The sequence below is a fragment of the Dietzia alimentaria 72 genome (genome assembly GCF_000226215.1).
GTDB lineage: Bacteria > Actinomycetota > Actinomycetes > Mycobacteriales > Mycobacteriaceae > Dietzia > Dietzia alimentaria.
In genome coordinates this window covers 329,604-347,822 of record NZ_AGFF01000023.1, presented here as the reverse complement: position 1 = coordinate 347,822, position 18,219 = coordinate 329,604, and the positions used below count along the sequence as shown (strand labels likewise).

At 65.8% G+C, this 18,219-nt stretch carries 16 protein-coding genes; 2 read left to right on the top strand and 14 right to left on the bottom strand.

All coding sequences use genetic code 11. From position 1 onward, the window contains the following. Positions 1–30: 30 nt before the first annotated feature. The 12 genes from nusB to ON04_RS11010 form a co-directional block, all read right to left on the bottom strand. On the bottom strand, positions 31–597 hold the full coding sequence (gene nusB, locus ON04_RS11060) for a transcription antitermination factor NusB (protein WP_010541682.1): 567 nt from the start codon (positions 595–597) through the stop codon (positions 31–33). Positions 598–599: 2 nt separating this feature from the next. Continuing rightward, positions 600–1,163 (bottom strand): elongation factor P, encoded by a 564-nt coding sequence (gene efp, locus ON04_RS11055; protein WP_010541681.1) that lies wholly within the window; start codon positions 1,161–1,163, stop codon positions 600–602. Positions 1,164–1,234: 71 nt separating this feature from the next. After that, a complete protein-coding gene (locus ON04_RS11050; protein WP_010541680.1) occupies positions 1,235–2,335 on the bottom strand; it encodes a M24 family metallopeptidase in 1,101 nt (366 codons plus the stop codon). Continuing rightward, positions 2,332–3,459 carry a 3-dehydroquinate synthase gene (gene aroB / locus ON04_RS11045; RefSeq protein ID WP_010541679.1) on the bottom strand — a complete coding sequence of 376 codons (1,128 nt, stop codon included), beginning with the start codon at positions 3,457–3,459 and terminating at the stop codon, positions 2,332–2,334. Before aroB ends, ON04_RS11050 begins: the two co-directional genes overlap by 4 nt. A gap of 46 nt (positions 3,460–3,505) precedes the next feature. Beyond that, entirely contained in the window at positions 3,506–4,057 is a 552-nt protein-coding gene (locus tag ON04_RS11040) for a shikimate kinase (RefSeq protein WP_010541678.1), read from the bottom strand. After that, a complete protein-coding gene (gene aroC, locus ON04_RS11035; protein WP_010541677.1) occupies positions 4,054–5,268 on the bottom strand; it encodes a chorismate synthase in 1,215 nt (404 codons plus the stop codon). Before aroC ends, ON04_RS11040 begins: the two co-directional genes overlap by 4 nt. 46 nt (positions 5,269–5,314) lie before the next feature. Continuing rightward, positions 5,315–6,154: a shikimate dehydrogenase gene (locus tag ON04_RS11030; protein ID WP_010541676.1), complete on the bottom strand. Its 840-nt coding sequence runs from the start codon at positions 6,152–6,154 to the stop codon at positions 5,315–5,317. Then, positions 6,144–7,316 (bottom strand): endolytic transglycosylase MltG, encoded by a 1,173-nt coding sequence (mltG, locus tag ON04_RS11025; RefSeq protein ID WP_010541675.1) that lies wholly within the window; start codon positions 7,314–7,316, stop codon positions 6,144–6,146. Before mltG ends, ON04_RS11030 begins: the two co-directional genes overlap by 11 nt. A gap of 92 nt (positions 7,317–7,408) precedes the next feature. Then, on the bottom strand, positions 7,409–7,900 hold the full coding sequence (gene ruvX / locus ON04_RS11020) for a Holliday junction resolvase RuvX (RefSeq protein ID WP_010541674.1): 492 nt from the start codon (positions 7,898–7,900) through the stop codon (positions 7,409–7,411). Further along, a complete protein-coding gene (gene alaS, locus ON04_RS11015) occupies positions 7,897–10,557 on the bottom strand; it encodes an alanine--tRNA ligase (RefSeq protein WP_010541673.1) in 2,661 nt (886 codons plus the stop codon). Before alaS ends, ruvX begins: the two co-directional genes overlap by 4 nt. A 181-nt stretch (positions 10,558–10,738) precedes the next feature. Beyond that, on the bottom strand, positions 10,739–10,885 hold the full coding sequence (locus ON04_RS16845) for a hypothetical protein (RefSeq protein WP_193350606.1): 147 nt from the start codon (positions 10,883–10,885) through the stop codon (positions 10,739–10,741). Positions 10,886–10,996: 111 nt separating this feature from the next. Continuing rightward, the gene (locus ON04_RS11010) at positions 10,997–12,343 is read right to left on the bottom strand and encodes a replication-associated recombination protein A (protein WP_420795342.1); all 1,347 of its coding nucleotides are present in this window, start codon (positions 12,341–12,343) and stop codon (positions 10,997–10,999) included. A 178-nt stretch (positions 12,344–12,521) separates the two neighbouring features. On the opposite strand from ON04_RS11010, the gene ON04_RS11005 reads away from it, so the two are divergent. Continuing rightward, positions 12,522–13,826 carry an alkaline phosphatase family protein gene (locus ON04_RS11005; protein ID WP_010541671.1) on the top strand — a complete coding sequence of 435 codons (1,305 nt, stop codon included), beginning with the start codon at positions 12,522–12,524 and terminating at the stop codon, positions 13,824–13,826. Between the two features lie 101 nt (positions 13,827–13,927). Here the strand turns inward: ON04_RS11005 and aspS are convergent, their stop codons facing one another. After that, the gene (gene aspS, locus ON04_RS11000) at positions 13,928–15,736 is read right to left on the bottom strand and encodes an aspartate--tRNA ligase (RefSeq protein ID WP_010541670.1); all 1,809 of its coding nucleotides are present in this window, start codon (positions 15,734–15,736) and stop codon (positions 13,928–13,930) included. Positions 15,737–15,964: 228 nt separating this feature from the next. Between aspS and ypfJ the strand changes: the two genes are divergently transcribed. Then, positions 15,965–16,882 (top strand): KPN_02809 family neutral zinc metallopeptidase, encoded by a 918-nt coding sequence (gene ypfJ / locus ON04_RS10995; protein ID WP_029458273.1) that lies wholly within the window; start codon positions 15,965–15,967, stop codon positions 16,880–16,882. A gap of 19 nt (positions 16,883–16,901) precedes the next feature. Here ypfJ and hisS read toward each other — a convergent pair whose 3' ends face one another. Beyond that, on the bottom strand, positions 16,902–18,182 hold the full coding sequence (hisS, locus tag ON04_RS10990) for a histidine--tRNA ligase (RefSeq protein ID WP_010541668.1): 1,281 nt from the start codon (positions 18,180–18,182) through the stop codon (positions 16,902–16,904). Between the last annotated feature and the right edge of the window lie 37 nt (positions 18,183–18,219).

Below are 18,219 nucleotides of genomic sequence, written 5' to 3'. Positions count from 1 at the left end.
TAAAGGGATAGCTTTCGGGATGGAACTATATCAGTCCCCGGTAGTCGGTTCCGACGTGTCGGACGTGGGCTGTGACACGTCCGGGTCACCTCCCGTTGCGGCCGGGGCCCCGGACTCGGGCAGATTCGACACGGCGCGTTCAGCCGCCCGGATGTGGTCCGCCAGGCTCGCAACTCGGTCCAGGACCGCATTGACGTAGGGCACCGACTTCTCGGCGGAGAGATCGGAGACGAGGAGGACAGCTTGGTCGATCACCACGGCGGAATCAATCTCGTCGGTGCCGAAAAGCAGTTCCCACGCGCCGGCGCGGAGCACCGCCCTGTCGACTGCGGGAAGTCGCTCCAGCGTCCACTCCCGCAGGTGCTCGGAGATCATGGTGTCGATCCGGTCCAACCGCTCAGCCACACCGGTGACGATCTCCATCGTGTACGGCGCCACGTCGTGGAACTCGTGGGAATCCGCACCCATCTTTCGGCGCTCCTCCGAGAGCTCCACAACGTCTGCGTCGCGGAGTTCCGCCTCGAACAGTAATGAGACGGCGCGCCTGCGTGCCCGGTACCGGGATCCGCGGCGGCGGTGATCGACCTCGTCCGACATGATCAGTCGTTCACCCGGCTGAGGTAATGGCCGTCGCGGGTGTCGATGCGCAGCTTGTCACCGGTATTGATGAAGAGTGGCACGTTGACCTCGGCACCTGTCTCGAGCGTGGCCGGCTTGGTGCCGCCCGTCGAGCGGTCGCCCTGCAGGCCGGGATCGGTGTGCTGCACCAGAAGGTCGACGGCGACCGGCATCTCCGCGAACAGTGGCAGGCCCTCGTGCATCGAGACCTGGACCGACGTGTTCTCGAGCAGGAACCGTGCGGCGTCCCCCATCACGGCGGGCGAGACGTTGATCTGCTCGAAGTCCTGCTCGTCCATGAGGACGTAGTCCTCACCATCGCGGTAGAGGTAGGTCATATCGCGGCGGTCGACGGTGGCGGTCTCCACCTTGACCCCTGCACTGAAGGTCTTGTCGACATTCTTTCCGGTCACGACGTTCTTCAGCTTGGTCCGCACGAACGCGGGGCCCTTGCCGGGCTTGACGTGCTGGAATTCAGTGATCTGCCAGAGCTGGCCCTCCTCCTTGAGGACGAGGCCGTTCTTGAAGTCGGCGGTGGACGCCATAGTAGGAACTCCTTAGCGAGTCGTCAGCGGGCTGCCGTGAGGCGCCGCGCTCGTGGTCATAAGACAGCGGTTCAGAGCACGCTCAACGCCGTCGACGTGGTTGTCAGGGACCTGCCGCCGTCGTTGGTGACGGCCACGGTGTCCTCGATTCGGATCCCCCCTAGCCCCGGAAGGTAGATCCCGGGCTCGATGGTGATCACATCGCCGTCGGAGAGTGTACTCGTTGATCTGGTGGATACCGCCGGCGCTTCGTGCACGTCCAGCCCCACCCCGTGCCCCAGGGAATGGCCGAAGTACTCCCCGAAACCGGCGTCATTGATGATGTTCCGGCTCACCGCATCAAGCTCCGCGCAGTCGAGGCCCCGGCGCACCGCGGCGACGCCCGCCTCCTGAGCGCGACGGACGACCTCGTAGGCCTCGAGGAGCCTGGTGGACGCGCCACCGAGCGCGACCGTGCGGGTGCAATCGGAGGCGTAGCCCTCCACGGTGGCGCCAAAGTCGACGACGACGAGGTCGCCGGCGGACATTTTCCGGTCGCCCGGTAGGTGGTGTGGGTGAGCACCATTCGGGCCGGACGCGACGATGGTCTCGAATGCCACTCCATCGGAACCAGCACGCCGCATCGCGTGCTCGAGATCAGCGGCCACGTCCCGCTCGGTGCGCCCCACCGCCAGCAGGCCCGACCCCAGCAGGTGGGTCCACGCTAGGTCTACGACACCACAGGCGCGCTCGATCAGCGCCAGCTCGTCAGCGTCCTTGGCGCGGCGAACCTGCTCGACGAGCCCTTCGGTCTCGACGATCCGCGTGCCCGGACCGCCGACCTCCGCAAGTATCCCGCGGAGGGCGGAGCCGGCGGACATCGTCAGATGCCCGGCCTCCACCGCTACCGGGTCGCCAGCGGGTCCGCGGCGTCGTCCGAGTACCCCGGCGATGTATTCGCGCGAAATCACATGTCCCACGTCGGGTGCCTGCTCAACGACCTGGAGTTCGTACCGGGAATCGGTACAGAGAACCGTCTCGCCGTCGTCCTCGACCAGGACCGCACCGCCGGAGCCGCGAAAACCTGTCAGGTAGGTGATATTCCGCGGATCGGTGACCACCATCGCCTGGGCACCCACGCTCGTCAGCGCATCCGCGACAGCTCTCCGACGTTCGGCCATCCGACCGGTCACAGCAGGATCCCGCCGCCGCTGGGCTTGCGCCCCTCGGAAATGGCCGCGTAAGCCGCCATCATCAGCGACGGGTCCGGGGCCTCCATGCGGGATGGGCGGGCCAGACCGTCCAAGACGACGAGCCGCAGGAATCCCGAATGATTCTTCTTGTCCCCCGCCATCAGCTCATGCAGACGCGGGAAGGCATCCTCGTCGTACCCGGTGGGCAGACCGATCGAGGAGAGTATAGAAGCATGACGGTCGGCGGTCGCATCGTCGAGACGCCCGGCCAGTCGGGCGAGCTCGGCGACGAAGCACATCCCCACGCTCACCGCTGCTCCGTGGCGCCAACGGTACTGCTCCTTGCGCTCGACGGCGTGGCCGAGCGTGTGGCCGTAGTTCAGGGTCTCGCGCAGCCCGGATTCCTTGAGGTCCTGGCTGACGACGTCGGCCTTGACCTGCACACTGCGACGGATGAGTTCGACGATCGTGTCACCGGTCGGATCCAGAGCGGCCTCGGGATCCGCCTCGATGATGTCGAGTATCTCGGGATCGGAGATGAAACCGCACTTGACGACCTCCGCCATTCCCGAGATCAGTTCGTTGCGCGGAACCGATTCCAGCGTCGCGGTGTCCACGAACACGGCGGCGGGCTCGTGGAAGCTTCCCACCAGGTTTTTCCCCGCGTCGGTATTGATGCCGGTCTTGCCCCCGACGGCGGCGTCGACCATCGCGAGGAGAGTCGTGGGGATGTGCACGACGCGCACGCCGCGCATCCAGGTGGCAGCCACGAATCCGGCAAGGTCCGTGGCCGCTCCCCCGCCGAGGCTGACGACCGTGTCTTTACGATTCACGCCGATCTGACCCAGGACGTCCCAGCAGAAGCCTGCCACGGCGAGATCCTTACCTGCCTCGGCGTCCGGGATCTCGATGCGGTGGGCGTTGACGCCGGCCTCCTCAAGCTTCTCGCGGAGCGCTTCGGCGGTCTGGGCCAGTGGTGGCTGATAGAAGATCGCCACGGTCCGGGACTTCGCACATGCCTCGATGATCTCGGGCAGCAGACCCCGACCGATCACCACCGGATACGGGTCCGCCGCGCGCACCTCCACGACGACGGGCTCGGTCTTGTTCGTGTCCTGATTCATCTACTGCTCCAGATCATCGGTCGTGTCGCGCGGTCGTTCTGCTTCGTCAGGGTCGTCCTACGGAGCTCCGAAGATGAGGGTCACCTGATTCAAGTCTGTCAACAATGTCCGTCACCACCTTGCCCGAACTGCGCCGTTCAGTGGTCACCGTGGTCCAGGCGACCTTCCGGTACAAGGGCGCTCTCTCGGTCAATAACGCCTGGTATCGGGCGGTCACGTCGCCACCCGCGAGGAGCGGACGGCCGGAGCCCTGCGACCGACGTACTCCCTCCGCCACTCCGAGCGTCAGGTGGACAACGCGATGGTTGCGCAGCCGGCGGCGGGTTTCCGCGGACAGTACGGCGCCCCCACCAAGGGAGAGCACCCCTGGAAATGATCCCAGGGCTTCTCCGACGATCCGCTCCTCGATCTCCCGGAAGCCGGCTTCGCCGTCACCTGCGAAAATCTCCGGGATGGTGCGCCCCTCGGACTCCTCGATCATGTGATCGGCATCCAGGAACGGGACGCCCAGGCGCCGGGCGAGTTTCCGGCCGATCGTCGTTTTGCCGGCACCCGGCGGGCCCACCAGAACGGCGACCGGTCGTACCGGGCCGCTCATGCCTCGTCCGTCGCCCAGCCCAGCCGCTCGCTGACCGCGTCGAGGTAACCCTTGACGTTGCGACGGGTCTCCCCGAGCGAATCGCCACCGAACTTCTGCAATACCGCACGGGCGAGAACGAGTGCGACCATGGATTCGGCGACAACACCCGCGGCGGGGACAGCACACACGTCGGAACGCTGATGGATCGCCGTTGCGGCCGAGCCGTCGGACATGTCCACCGTGCTCAAGGCGCGAGGCACCGTCGAGATGGGCTTCATAGCAGCGCGCACCCGCAAGGCCTGTCCGTTGGTCATTCCGCCCTCGAGACCTCCGGCACGGTTGCTTCGACGGGAAACCCCGTCGTCTCCACGCTCCATCTCGTCGTGCGCCGCGCTGCCCCGCCGGCGCGCGGTCTCGAAGCCGTCCCCCACCTCGACGCCCTTGATCGCCTGGATGCCCATGAGGGCACCGGCGAGCTGGGCGTCAAGCCGGTCCTCACCCGAGACATGGGAGCCGAGGCCGATGGGTAGTCCGTGGACCACTACTTCAACGACGCCCCCGAGCGTGTCCCCTGCCTTCTTGGCAGCCTCGATCTCGGCGATCATCGATTCGCCGGCTTCCGTGTCGTAGGCACGGACCGGGTTGGCGTCGATCGCCTCCAGATCCGGGAAGCCGGGCTCCGGACCGACGTAGGGTTCGGACGCACCTATCGAGATGACGTGGGAGAGGATCTCTACACCCAGGACATCTCGGAGGACCGCTCTGGCGACCGTTCCTGCAGCGACCCTGGCAGCGGTTTCACGAGCACTCGCGCGCTCGAGAACCATCCGCGCATCATCGAAGTCATACTTGAGCATGCCTGCGAAATCGGCGTGACCGGGGCGCGGGCGGGTCAATAGCGCGGCACGCGCCTTGTCGTCGATCGAGTCGGGGTCCACGGGATCCGCCGACATGATCTGCTCCCACTTCGGCCATTCCGTGTTACCGACCTCGATCGCTATGGGCGAACCCATCGAAAGACCGTGACGGACACCGCCGAGAATCCGCACGGCGTCCGCCTCGAACTTCATCCGCGCCCCCCGGCCGTAGCCCAGGCGTCGACGAGCGAGTTGCGACGCGATCTCGTCGGTCGTCACCTCGACTCCAGCAATGACACCCTCGACGATCGTCACGAGGGCCTGGCCATGCGATTCTCCGGCAGTGGTCCACTTCAGCACGTCGCTGATCATCCCACGAGAGCATGCCGCCGGGCACATCAGGCCTGCCGGAGTGGCCTCAGCGTCCCAGCGCCTCCGCCAGGGCGGTCGTCATCGCCTCGCGGGGAGCGGGCATCCCCGTGAAGAGTTCCACCTGTCCGAACGCCTGATTGAGCAACATGACGTCGCCTCCGACCACCGGGATGCCAGCCTCGGCCGCCACCGCTCCCGCGGCGGTCGGCCAGGGGTCGTAGAGGACGTCGAACAGACGGCGTGCGCCCGCGACGAGGCCGGTCAGTTCCCTGACCCCGGGCTCGGGAACGGTGTTGATCAGTACGTCCGCCAGCTCGATCTCAGAAAGGAGGGACTCGTCGGTCAAAAGGAGGGTGGCGATCTCGAGCCCGAGCGCCCGTCCACACTCGGCGGCCGGACCTGCGTTGTTCCGTCGGGACGCCAGGACGATTCGTCGAGCTCCGGCCTCAGCGAGCCCGGCCAGAACCGGTCGTGCCGTTCCGCCGACCCCCAGCACGACGGCGGTAAGAGACGAGGGTAGATCGCCGAACGCCGCGAGAGCGCCGGTCACCCCGTCGATGTCGGTGCAGTCCGCGTACCAACCGTTGGCGCTGCGAACCAGTGTGTTGGCACTGCCCACGATCCGTGCGCGCTCACTCACCTCATCGGCGTGCTCGAGAGCCGCGAACTTCCCGGGCATCGTGACCGAGTAGCCGATACGATCGGGGGCCGAGTTGTCCACGACACCCGGCAGGGACTCCGCGTCGCAATCGATGCGCTCGTAGCTCCAATCGTCGAGACCGAGTGCGTGATAGGCCGCACCGTGCAGGATCGGCGACAGAGAATGGTCAACAGGGTGTCCCAGAACCGCCGCGCTTCGTGAGACTCCGGTCGAATCACCGGCCACTGGAGAGGACTCCGTTCGCGATCGCCTCGCTCTGATAACGCTCGTGCTCCGGGTACTCGTCCGCAAAACGGGTGGTGCCATCCATATCCACGGTCACGAAGTATTTCCACTCGCCGTCCGCGGGATTCTCCATGGCTTTGAGCGCCTCCAAGCCCGGTGACCCGATCGGGCCATACGGAAGACCGTCAATGGCGTACGTGTTCCACGGGGTCTCTTCCTCGCGATCCGCGTCGGTCGTGGCGATCTCCTGGTCGGCGAGAGCGTAGTTGACCGTCGAGTCGAACTGCAGGCGCATGGGTTCTGCGAGTCGGTTGAGGATCACCCGGGCGATCTTGTCGAAGTCCTCCAGAGTGCCCTCCTTCTCGACCAGCGATGCCGCTGTCACCACCTGGTACGGGGTGATCCCGATTCTCTCCGCCGCCGGGACGAGGCCCGTGGCGTCATAGGATTCCGTAGACGAGTCGATGAGCTGGCGCAGTGCCTCGACGGGCTCGGACTGCGGGTTAATGTTGTGGACACCCGGCGCTACGAGGCCCTCTAGTCGCCGAACCGGATCCGGCGCTCGCTGAACCTCGTTGATCGCCCACTCGGGGACCCCGAGAGTGGCCGGGTCCGCTTGTACCGCGGCGTCCACGATCTCCTGGGGATGGCGGCAGGCCGGCTCGGCGTCCGGGTTGTCGAGATCGCGCATGCAGGTCGCGTCAGCGATCATCGTGAAGATCCCCTTTTCGGTGCCCCCACCCACCACCACGGTGTCGAGCAGCCGACCACCCGGTTTCACATCGATGAAACCCACACGGTGCTGCGGATCAGCCAGTGCATCAATGGCCGACTGTGCGCTCATCTCTTGCTGTACCTGGTAGTAACCCGGCTGAATGTCCTCCACAGCGGTACCAGCCGCCGCCCCCGTGAATGCCCGGGTGCTAGCAACGGTGCCGATCTCGTAGAGACGGTCACCCACCACACCGAGGGTGTCACCGGGCTCGACATGGAGAAGTGCGTTACCGCTGCCGTCTCCGTCAAAGTCGGGAGCTGCCGCGACTTCAGAGTTCAGATTTCGGTAGACCATCAAGCCAAAGGCAAGGACCACCCCGATCACTGCCGCCAGGAGAACGAACCTGGTTGTGGCGCTCGTGCGAGAGCGTCCTCGTGCCGCAGACATCGTGCTCCTTGGTCAGGGGTACAGGAAACTGCCCGGCGGACAGTAACGTGCTTGCCGTCGAGTTTATCCAGCCACGAGGCGTGACACGCCGCTCATTGACGGGCGTGCCGTGAGTCGAGCCAGGCCTGCAGCAGGACCACCGCCGCTGCCTGGTCGATCACATCGCGTTGCTTACGGGTGTTTCGGCCCGCACCGTGCAGAGCTGCCCCTGCGGTCACCGTCGTGAGCCGTTCGTCGGTGAACTCCACCGGAATCTCCGGTGACACCGCCTCGAGTGCGGTGACGAAAGACCGGGACATCGCTGTGGACGCCGTCTCCCTACCCTTGAGAGAGGTCGGCAGGCCCACGATCACACCGAGCGCGTCGTATTCCTCCACCAGATCGTTCAGCCGGCGGATTTCCGCCAGCCAGTGAGGATCGCCATCCGACACTCTGATGGTCTCTACAGGTGTTGCGAGGATTCCGTCGGGATCACACGAGGCGACCCCGATGCGAGCGGTGCCCACGTCGAGGCCCAGGCGCCGACCGCGGGTCCACCCCGAGGGGAAAGCCGTGAGCCCGTCGGTCGGGGGCGTTCCGGTCACCCGGCGTCCCTCACGGCATCGCGGAGAGCGACGACAGCCGCGTCGATTCCGGAGGGGTCGGAACCCGCTCCCTGGGCCATGTCGGGTTTGCCGCCGCCACGTGCACCTAGTGCGGGCGCGATGGCCTTGACCAGGTCGCCAGCCTTGAGTCCGAGTTCCTGGGCCGCCGCGCTGACGGCGATGACGAACGGGACCTTGTCCTGACCGGGGGCGGTGAGGAAGACGACACCGGCGTCCGATCCGAGCCGTCCCTTGAGATCGGAGGCCAGCGTGCGAAGGTCGCCGGCGGCGCCCCCCGGCGTGCTGTGAGTCAGGAACCGGATGCCGCTCAGGTCCTCCGCCGCGGCCACCAGATCGCCGGCCTGAGACGCGAGCTGCGCCGCCCTCATCGACTCGAGAGCCTTTTCCGCCTCCCGGAGTTTGGTGGTCAGCGCAGCGACGCGATCGGGAAGCTCGTCCGCCGGTGCTTTGAGCGAGGTCGCGAGCCCCGAGACGAGCGCGCGTTCGCGGGCCTGGTGACGGTAAGCGTCCATGCCGACGTACGCCTCCACGCGCCGGATGCCGGAACCAACCGAGGATTCTCCGAGAAGACTCACCGGTCCGATCTGGGCGGAATTCTCGACGTGGGTGCCACCGCACAGTTCCATAGAGAACGGGCCGCCGATTTCCACGACACGAACCCGGGAACCGTAGTTCTCCCCGAACAGGGCCATTGCCCCCATGCGCCTGGCCTCCTCCAGCGTGGTCTCGACGGTATTGACCCCGTAGTCGGCGTCGACGGCCGCGTTGGTGACCTCCTCCACCTGAGCCAGGACATCGGAGGGGATCGAGCCCGACCAGTTGAAGTCAAAGCGCATGTAACCGGGCTTGTTCAGCGAGCCGGCCTGGACGGCCTCAGGGCCGAGAATCTGGCGGAGCGCGGCGTGGACGAGGTGCGTGGCCGAGTGCCCCTGGGTTGCTCCCTTGCGCCAGTCCTCATCGACCGCAGCCGTCACCAGTTGACCGGCCTCGACCTCGCCCCCGGTGAGGACGCCCTTGTGGACCCAGAGCTTCTTGCCGATTTTCTGCACGTCGTCGACACGCATCTGGAATCCGGCGGTCGAGATCAAACCCCGGTCTCCGAGCTGTCCGCCGGACTCGGCGTAGAACGGGGTCCGATCGAGTACGAACTCGACCACGTCGCCCTCACGGGCGACCGCGGTGGTTTCCCCCCCGGAGACGATGCCCAGTAGGCGCGCCTCGTCGGTGAGGTCGGTGAAGCCGGTGAAGACCGTTTCCCCGGCGTCGAGGAAGTCCCGGTAGACGGACAGATCGGCATGGGCGTGCTTCTTGGACCGCGAGTCAGCCTTGGCGCGGGCCCGCTGCTCGGACATGAGCGAACGGAAGCCCTCCTCGTCTACCTGCAACCCCGCCTCCGAGGCCATCTCCAGGGTGAGATCGATAGGAAAGCCGTGAGTGTCGTGCAGCGCGAACGCCTGGCGTCCCGTGAGCTGCGCGGCACCTGACGCCCGGGCGTCCTCGGCGGCACGTTCGAACAGCTGGGTCCCGGATTCCAAGGTTTTGAGGAACGCCGCCTCCTCCGCCACCGCGATCCGCTCGATGCGGTCATATCCCGCGACGGTTTCGGGGAACGACGGGCCGATCGCGTCACGGACGGTGGCCATGAACTCCGCCATCGTCACACCGGTGGCGCCGAGGAGACGGACGGAGCGAACGATGCGGCGCAGCAACCGGCGAAGGATGTAGCCGCGGCCCTCGTTCCCAGGTGTCACGCCATCAGAGATCAGCATATAGGCGGTGCGGGCATGATCAGCGATCACCCGGAATCGCACATCGGAGGCGTTGTCGGTTCCGTACTCGGCTCCGGAGACACGCTCGGCGGTGTCGATGACCGGGCGCAGCAGATCGGTCTCGTAGACGTTTTCGACGCCTTGAAGCAGAAAAGCGACGCGTTCGATGCCCATGCCAGTGTCGATGTTCTTCTTGGGCAGCGGGCCGAGTATCTCGAAGGAGTCCTTACCGCTGCCTTCGCCGCGTTCGTTCTGCATGAACACGAGATTCCAGATCTCGATGTAGCGGTCCTCATCCGCTACGGGTCCACCCTCCACGCCGTACTCCGGCCCGCGGTCGTAGAAGATCTCCGAGCACGGCCCGCATGGACCGGGGACGCCCATCGACCAGTAGTTGTCGGCCATACCACGCCGGTGGATGCGCTCCGCGGGAATGCCCACCACGTCGCGCCAGATGCGATGAGCCTCGTCGTCGTCGAGGTAGACGGTCACCCACAGCAAGGCAGGGTCAATCCCGAATCCACCTTTGTCGACGGGACCGGTCAGTAGTGACCACGCGTGCTGGATGGCGCCTTCCTTGAAGTAGTCGCCGAACGAGAAGTTCCCCGCCATCTGGAAGAACGTGTTGTGACGGGTGGTGATGCCCACCTCCTCGATATCCAAGGTGCGCACGCACTTCTGGATGGAGGTTGCAGTGGCGTACTCGGGCGTCTCCTGGCCCAGGAAGTACGGCTTGAACGGCACCATTCCCGCGTTCACGAACAGCAGGTTGGGGTCATCGAGGACCAGTGACGCACTGGCGACCTCGGCATGCCCGGCCCTGACGAAGTGGTCGAGGAAGCGGCGCCGGATCTCATGGGTCTGCACAGGGGGCCTCACTGGTGGTGTTCAGGTGGTTTCAACGAGCACCCAGCCTACCGTCGGGGGATTTCCTCCGGCCGCGGGACCACCACGGGCTCACGAACCGGACCCCGCGAAATGTGACAGGCGCACATCCGGCCGGATGGCCAGACGTGCGCCCAGTCAGATTAACTGCACTGTCGAAAGGTCAGCGAGGCATCGGCGGCAGAACGATTCCAAAGTTCGCGGCGGTGATGAACGCCTCTTGCGGCAGCAGGCCCATGCTGTGAGCGCCAGCACCCCAGACCCCGATCGAGGTGGCAAAACTAACGAGAGTGGAAACGATTGACGCCATGATTCCTCCGTGAATGAGTGCGATCTGATTGTGGTCTGCCTGTCACCGGCAGATGTCATCAGGTTCTCATAATATTCAGGAAGTAACTGGGTCTTCCCCAGGCGGTGGAGCTCAGCGCCTGATAATTCCCCGTAGTTTCGCGATGCGCGCCGACAGTTCCCGCTCGTGGCCATGGCCTGACGGCGAATAATAGTCGCGCCCCACCAGCTCATCCGGCGGGTATTGCTGGCGCACCACCCCTGAATGGGCGGCGTGGGGATACGTATAGCCCACCCCGTTTCCGAGTCCTTTGGCACCCGCGTAGTGGCCGTCGCGGAGATGCTTGGGCACCTCGCCCACCCCGCCTGTACGGACATCGGCCATCGCGGCATCGATTGCGGCGATGACCGACTTGGACTTGGGTGCTGTGGCCAGGTGGATGGTGGCTTGGGCCAGTGCCAGTCGACCCTCCGGTAGACCGACCTTCTGGATAACCTCCGCCGCAGCCGTCGCCGCGAGCAGTGCGGTGGGATCCGCCATCCCGATATCCTCGGAGGCGTGGATCATCAGACGACGCGCGATGAACCTTGGGTCCTCCCCCGCCACGAGCATCCGGGCGAGGTAGTGAAGCGCCGCATCGGCATCCGAACCACGAATAGACTTGATAAATGCACTGATGACGTCGTAGTGCTGGTCCCCGTCACGGTCGTAGCGGACCGGAGCCGCGTCGAGACTCATCTCAACGATCTCGGGCGTGACCAGACCTCCTTCCGCCGCGCCTGCTGCTGCCTCGAGGATCGTCAGACTCCGCCTCGCGTCGCCACCAGCCAGGCGGACGATGTCCTCCACCGCCTCGTCGGTCACTTCGAGTTCGCCGGCCAGACCGCGTTCATCCTCCACCGCTCGTCGGACCACCGCTGATACACCGTCGACATCGAGTCCGCGGAGTTCCGCTATTAACGACCGGCTGAGCAGCGGGGCGATCACCGAGAAATGTGGGTTCTCCGTGGTGGCCGCCACCAGGAGGACAATGCCGTTCTCCACCGCAGCGAGCAGCGCATCCTGCTGACTTTTGGAGAACCTGTGCACCTCGTCGATGAACAAGACGGTGCGCTGGCCGTGAATTTGTCGGGTACGTGCGTCGTCGATAACCGCGCGCACGTCCTTCACCCCGGCGCTCAGCGCGGACAACGCCACGAAATGTCGACCGGAACTGCTCGCCACCAGGTTGGCGATGGTGGTCTTTCCCGTACCCGGAGGGCCGTACAGGATCACAGAGGAGCCCCCACTGCCCTCTACCAGGCGTCTCAGAGGGGAATTGGGTCGTAGAAGGTGATCTTGGCCGAGTACCTCATCGAGCGTTCGTGGGCGCATCCTCACGGCCAGAGGAGCGGACGGATCCACGGCGGACAGGCCGGGCGGCGAGGACACGTCCGCGCCAGTGTCACCTGCGGCGAATAAACCAGCGTCATCGGGCACGACCGACAGGCTACCGTCGCGCGACGACGGAACGGGCAGGTGAACATTCGACCAAGAAATGGCGACTGTACCGGCAAGTACGGCCCACTATGCAGTGTGGTCGAACGCAGGTGTGCGACGATCCATATCGGCTGGACGAGAGCCGTTAGATTTTCCCACCGTTAAGGACCCGTACCCGATGAGCAAACACAACGACCCGTGTCTCGGCCCCACCCTCACGCGCCGGGAGGCTCTCGCCGGTGCAGGCATGGTGGCAGCCGCCAGTGCGGTCGGCATCACCCTTCTGTCCGAACCCGCCACGGTGTGGGCGGATCCGGTTCGTCCCGTGGACGACCACATGGATGTCTACGTGATCGTTACGGACGGGATGCGTCCAGACGAGCTCAATGCCACGCAGGCACCGACGCTGCACCGCTGGGCGACCGAGGGCACACGTTTTGCCGATGCCTCCTCGGTGATGATCGCCGAGACCTTGCCCAACCACGCCGCGATGGTGACGGGGGTACTTCCGGAACGCAACGGAGTCCCCGCCAACGCGATCTGGGATCACGCCCTCGGTACCGATCGCACGCTCGACCGAGCGGACGACCTGCGCGCGCCGACGGTCCTCGACCGCATCAGGACCGAAGCCGGACTCATCACCGCCAGCGTTCTGAGTAAGGACTACCTCCACGGTCTGTTCGGTGGAAGAGCAAGCGTCCAGTGGGCGCCGTTCCCGCTCGTCCCGGTCACCGACCACTCTCTGGACTGGTTCACCATCGAGGCGCTCAAGCAGACGATCACCGACCACGCCCCGCGGTTCGCCTTCGTCAACCTGGGTGACATGGATCGGTTCGGACACATGGACCTGTCCGGCACGTCGCTCCGACTGGCCCGGAATCAGGCGATCTACAACTCCGACCACAAACTCTGGGACCTGGAGCAATTCCTGCGGTCCACCGGCCGCTGGGAGCGTTCGGTGCTCATCGTTCTGTCCGACCACGGAATGGACTGGTCCGAACCACTGCGACTGATTAGCGCCGCCGGCGCGATAGACGCCGATCCCGTTCTCCGGGGCCGCTTCGGAATCGCGCAGAACGGTGGCGCCGATACGTTCGCATACCTCGGGCCTGCCGGCGATCGCGAGGCGACGCTGGCGCGCCTCCGGGAGGTCGTGGGCAGACTGCCCGGAGTCAACCGACTCTACGATCCGACCGAGCTCTCCCTGGGGGAGCGGGCCGGAGACCTGGTGGCCACGTGTCATCAAGGTTGGCGGTTCTCCGACCCCACTCCATTCTCCAACCCCATCCCCGGGAACCATGGTCACGAGGTAACGAAGGGCATTCCCTTTTTCATCAGCGGGGGCCATGCCATCGTGCGACGGGGCCAGGTGGTAGCCCGGCCTGTACGCACGCTTGATGTGGCACCCACCGTGGCGCGGTTGTTAGGCCTCGAGCACTCGTCGATGGACGGTGACCCGGCACGCGAGGCTTTCCACCTGTAGAGGTCGGCCATGCGCCGGTTTTGGTTCCCGGCATCAGAAGGGCCCGCCGCATCGCGTTAGTAGCGGTGCGACGGGCCCCTACCCGATATGGCTGGGGTCGCTTATCGCGACGTGGCGGCGTCCGCCTCCGGCTGCAGAGTCTGCCCGCGCTGCACCGGTTTGAAGTCGATACCCGACTCCTTACGCTGCTGCGCGGTGATCTCCGCCGGCGCGTCCGTCAGCGGATCGATCCCGCCTCCCGACTTCGGAAAAGCGATAACTTCACGGATTGACTCGGTGCCCGCGAGAAGTGCACAGATGCGGTCCCAACCAAAAGCGATCCCGCCGTGCGGCGGAGCGCCGTAAGAGAAGGCGTCGAGCAGAAAACCAAACTTCTCCTGCGCCTCCTCCTGCGAGATTCCCATGACGCCGAAGACACGCTCCTGCACGTCCTTGCGGTGGATACGGATGGAACCGCCGCCGATCTCGTTGCCGTTGCAGACGATGTCGTAGGCGTACGCCAGCGCGGAACCCGGATCAGTATCGAACGTCTCCATGTGTTCGGGCTTGGGCGAGGTGAACGCGTGATGCACCGCAGTCCAGGCACCGGACCCCACGGCCACATCGCCGGCGGCGGTCGCATCATCCGCGGGCTCGAACATGGGGGCGTCGACCACCCAGGTGAAGGCCCACTGGGACGGATCGATCAGTCCGAGCTTATCGGCGATCTCGCCACGCGCGGCACCCAGTAGAGCGCGAGTCGTCTTAACCGGCCCGGCGCCAAAGAAGATGCAGTCGCCCGGCCCCGCACCGACGTGTGCGGCGATACCGGCGCGCTCGGAATCTGACAGGTTCTTGGCGACCGGCCCACCGAGTTCGCCATCCTCTCCGACGAGGATGTACGCGAGACCCTTGGCACCGCGCTGCTTGGCCCACTCCTGCCAGGCGTCGAGCTGACGACGAGGCTGCGATGCGCCGCCCTTCATCACCACGGCACCGACGTACGGCGCTTTGAATACCCGGAACGGGGTGTCGGAGAAGAAATCGGTGCACTCCACCAATTCGATCTCGAACCGTAGGTCCGGCTTGTCGGAGCCGTATCGACGCATGGCCTCGTCGTAGGTCATGCGCGGGATGGGCGTACTGATCTCGATCCCCGCCGCCGCCCAGACGCTCGTGAGGATCTCCTCGGCGAGGACTATCACGTCGTCCTGGTCGACGAAGCTCATCTCAACGTCCAGCTGGGTGAACTCGGGCTGCCGGTCGGCCCGGAAGTCCTCGTCGCGATAGCACCGTGCGAGCTGGTAGTAGCGCTCCATGCCGGCGACCATCAGCAGCTGCTTGAAGAGCTGGGGCGACTGCGGAAGAGCATAGAACGTGCCTGGCTGTAGGCGGGCCGGGACCAGGAAGTCGCGAGCACCCTCAGGGGTGGACCGTGTCAGGGTCGGGGTCTCGATCTCCACGAAGTCGTGCCGCGCCATCACGGCGCGAGCGGCCGCGTTGACCTTGGAGCGCAATCGCAGGGCCGCACCGGGGCCCTCCCGACGCAGGTCGAGATAGCGGTGCCGTAGGCGCGCCTCCTCGCCCACCTCATCGTCGAGCTGGAACGGCAGCGCCGCGGCTTCGCCGAGTACCTCGAACGAGGTCACATCGATCTCCACCTCGCCCGACGCAAGATTCGCGTTCTCGGATCCCTCGGGGCGACGATCGACGGTGCCCGTGATCGACACGCAGAACTCGTTGCGAAGACGGTGCGCGCGGTCGGCGACCTCCTCGGAGCGGAAGACCACCTGGCACACGCCGGTGGAATCCCGCAGGTCCACAAAGATGACCCCGCCGTGGTCCCTGCGGCGTGCGACCCAGCCGGCCAGCGTGACGGTATCCCCGGCGTCGGCGGCTCGGAGCTGGCCTGCGGAATGGGTGCGCAGCACTACGGTGGTCCTCTCGTAGGAAAAACTGTGGATGTTCGTGAGCGGGGCGGGTCGACAGAAAGGCCGGCGACCGGCCCACCGCTCAGACGAGAACAGTCTACGTCCACCACACGAGTATTCACGTCTCGGCGGCCACCTCTCTCGGGCCGGCCATAGAGTATGTCCGTAAACAGGGGCAGCGGGCCCTACCGGAAGCATCCGAGGCGCCCGCGGAGGAGAGGGCAAGCGATGACTTTCAGGCAGGGCGGGCGTCTTGATACCAGCGGGGTGTCCGGCGGAGGCCGCGGGGGTCGCGGCGGCCGACGCGGAATGGCTGTCGGTGGTGGCGTCGGCGGCATTGTCGTCGTCGTCATCGCACTTTTCCTGGGCGTCGATCCGGGACAGCTAGGACTCGACTCGGGCGGCACCAGCAGTCAGGGACAGCGGTCCGACTCCGCGCAGGAGCTCCAGGAACACATCGACCAGTGCGACCTCCAACAGGCCAACTCCGACACCATCTGTCGGATCGTGGCCACCACAGAGAGTCTCGAGGACGTCTGGAACGCGCAATTGCCTGAGCAAGCCGGGAGGAATTGGGTCCAGCCACACACCAACATCTTCACCGGCGCGATCAACACCGGCTGCGGCGCCGCCTCGTCGGACATCGGACCGTTCTACTGCCCTGCGGGCCAGGAGGTCTACATCGATCCCGCGTTCTTTGATGAGGTTCTGGTGGGTCAGCTCGGCGGTTCCCCAGATGGTGCGGCGCAGATGTACGTCGTGGCACACGAATTCGGGCACCACCTTCAGACCATGCTCGACAACATACAACGCTCACAGCAGGACCCACAGGGCGCTTCGTCGGGCGCCGTCCGGGTCGAGCTCCAGGCTGATTGCTACGCAGGCCTGTGGGCCCACTACGCCACCTCCTCGCCCGCTCCGGACGGCGGTCCGCCGCTACTGGAGAGCCTCACCGCGCAAGACGTGGACGGGATCGTTCAAACCGCCGAAGCGATCGGAGACGACCACATCCAGCGCTCCGGTGGAGCCCGCGTCGACCCGGGGTCGTGGACCCACGGCTCGTCCGAGATGCGCCGGCAGTGGTTCCTCGTCGGCTACGAGCAGGGCTCGATGCAGGCCTGCGACACCTTCAACGCCCGGATCTAGAGCTACCCGGCACCGACCCTCAGTCGGTCAGTAGGCCCGCCACGTGCGACACCACCGAATCCAGCGGGATGGGGTGTTGCTCGCCCGTCGCCATGGTCTTGACGACCGCCGTGCCGGCGGCGAGTTCGTCCTCGCCCACCACTACGGTTACCATCGCCCCTGACCGGTCCGCGGCCTTGAAAGCGCCCTTCATGCCGCGTCCACCGTACGCCATGTCGGCGCGGACTCTGATGCGCCGGAACTCTGCCAACAACGGGACCATCGCGGCTCTGGCCTGTGCGCCCAGCGCGACGCCGTAGACGTCCACACGCCCGCCGGCCCCCGGATCGATCCCCTCGGCCTCGAGTGCGAGCACGGTTCGATCGACGCCGATTCCGAAGCCGATCCCCGACAGCGCCTGGCCGCCCAGCTGCTCCATGAGACCGTCATACCGACCGCCTCCGCCGATCCCCGACTGGGCCCCGAGCCCGTCGTGAACGAACTCGAACGTCGTCTTGGTGTAGTAGTCCAGGCCGCGCACCATGCGCGGGTTGACCTCGTACGGCACGCCCAGCGCGGTCAGGTGTGCGCGCACCTCGGCGAAGTGCTCCGCACTCACGTCCGATAAGTGGTCGACCATCAACGGGGCATCCGCCAGCTGGGCACGGACCTCGGGACGTTTGTCGTCGAGTACCCGTAGCGGGTTCATCCGCGCACGTTCCCGCGTCGCCTCATCGAGGTCCAGGCCCCCAAGGAAGCTCTGAAGACGCTCTCGGTACTCCGGCCGGCAGGTCTCGTCGCCCAGAGACGTCAATTCCAAACGGAAGCCGGATAATCCGAGTGACCGGAACGCCTCGTCGGCCACCGCGATGACCTCCGCGTCCAGCGCCGGGTCATCCACGCCGATCGCCTCGATGCCGACCTGCTGAAGCTGGCGGTACCGACCCGCCTGCGGACGTTCATATCGAAAGAACGGACCCGCGTAACAGAGCTTGACCGGCAACTGGCCCCGGTCCAGACCGTGCTCGATAACAGCGCGCATAACCCCGGCTGTGCCCTCCGGTCGCAGGGTCACACTCCGGCCGCCGCGGTCAGTGAACGAGTACATCTCCTTGGACACGACATCGGTCGACTCCCCCACGCCACGTGCGAACAGCGCGGTGTCCTCGAAGATCGGCAGCTCGATATGGCCGTACCCCGCGCGACGCGCGGCGGACGTGATGGCCTCCCGCACGGCGACGAACCCGGCGGAGGCCGGGGGAACGTAGTCAGGGACGCCCTTGGGCGCCTTGAGAGCGGTCTTCTTTTCGGAGCCGGTCACGTGTGGTCAATCCTTGGGTCTAGAGGGGTGGGCATGC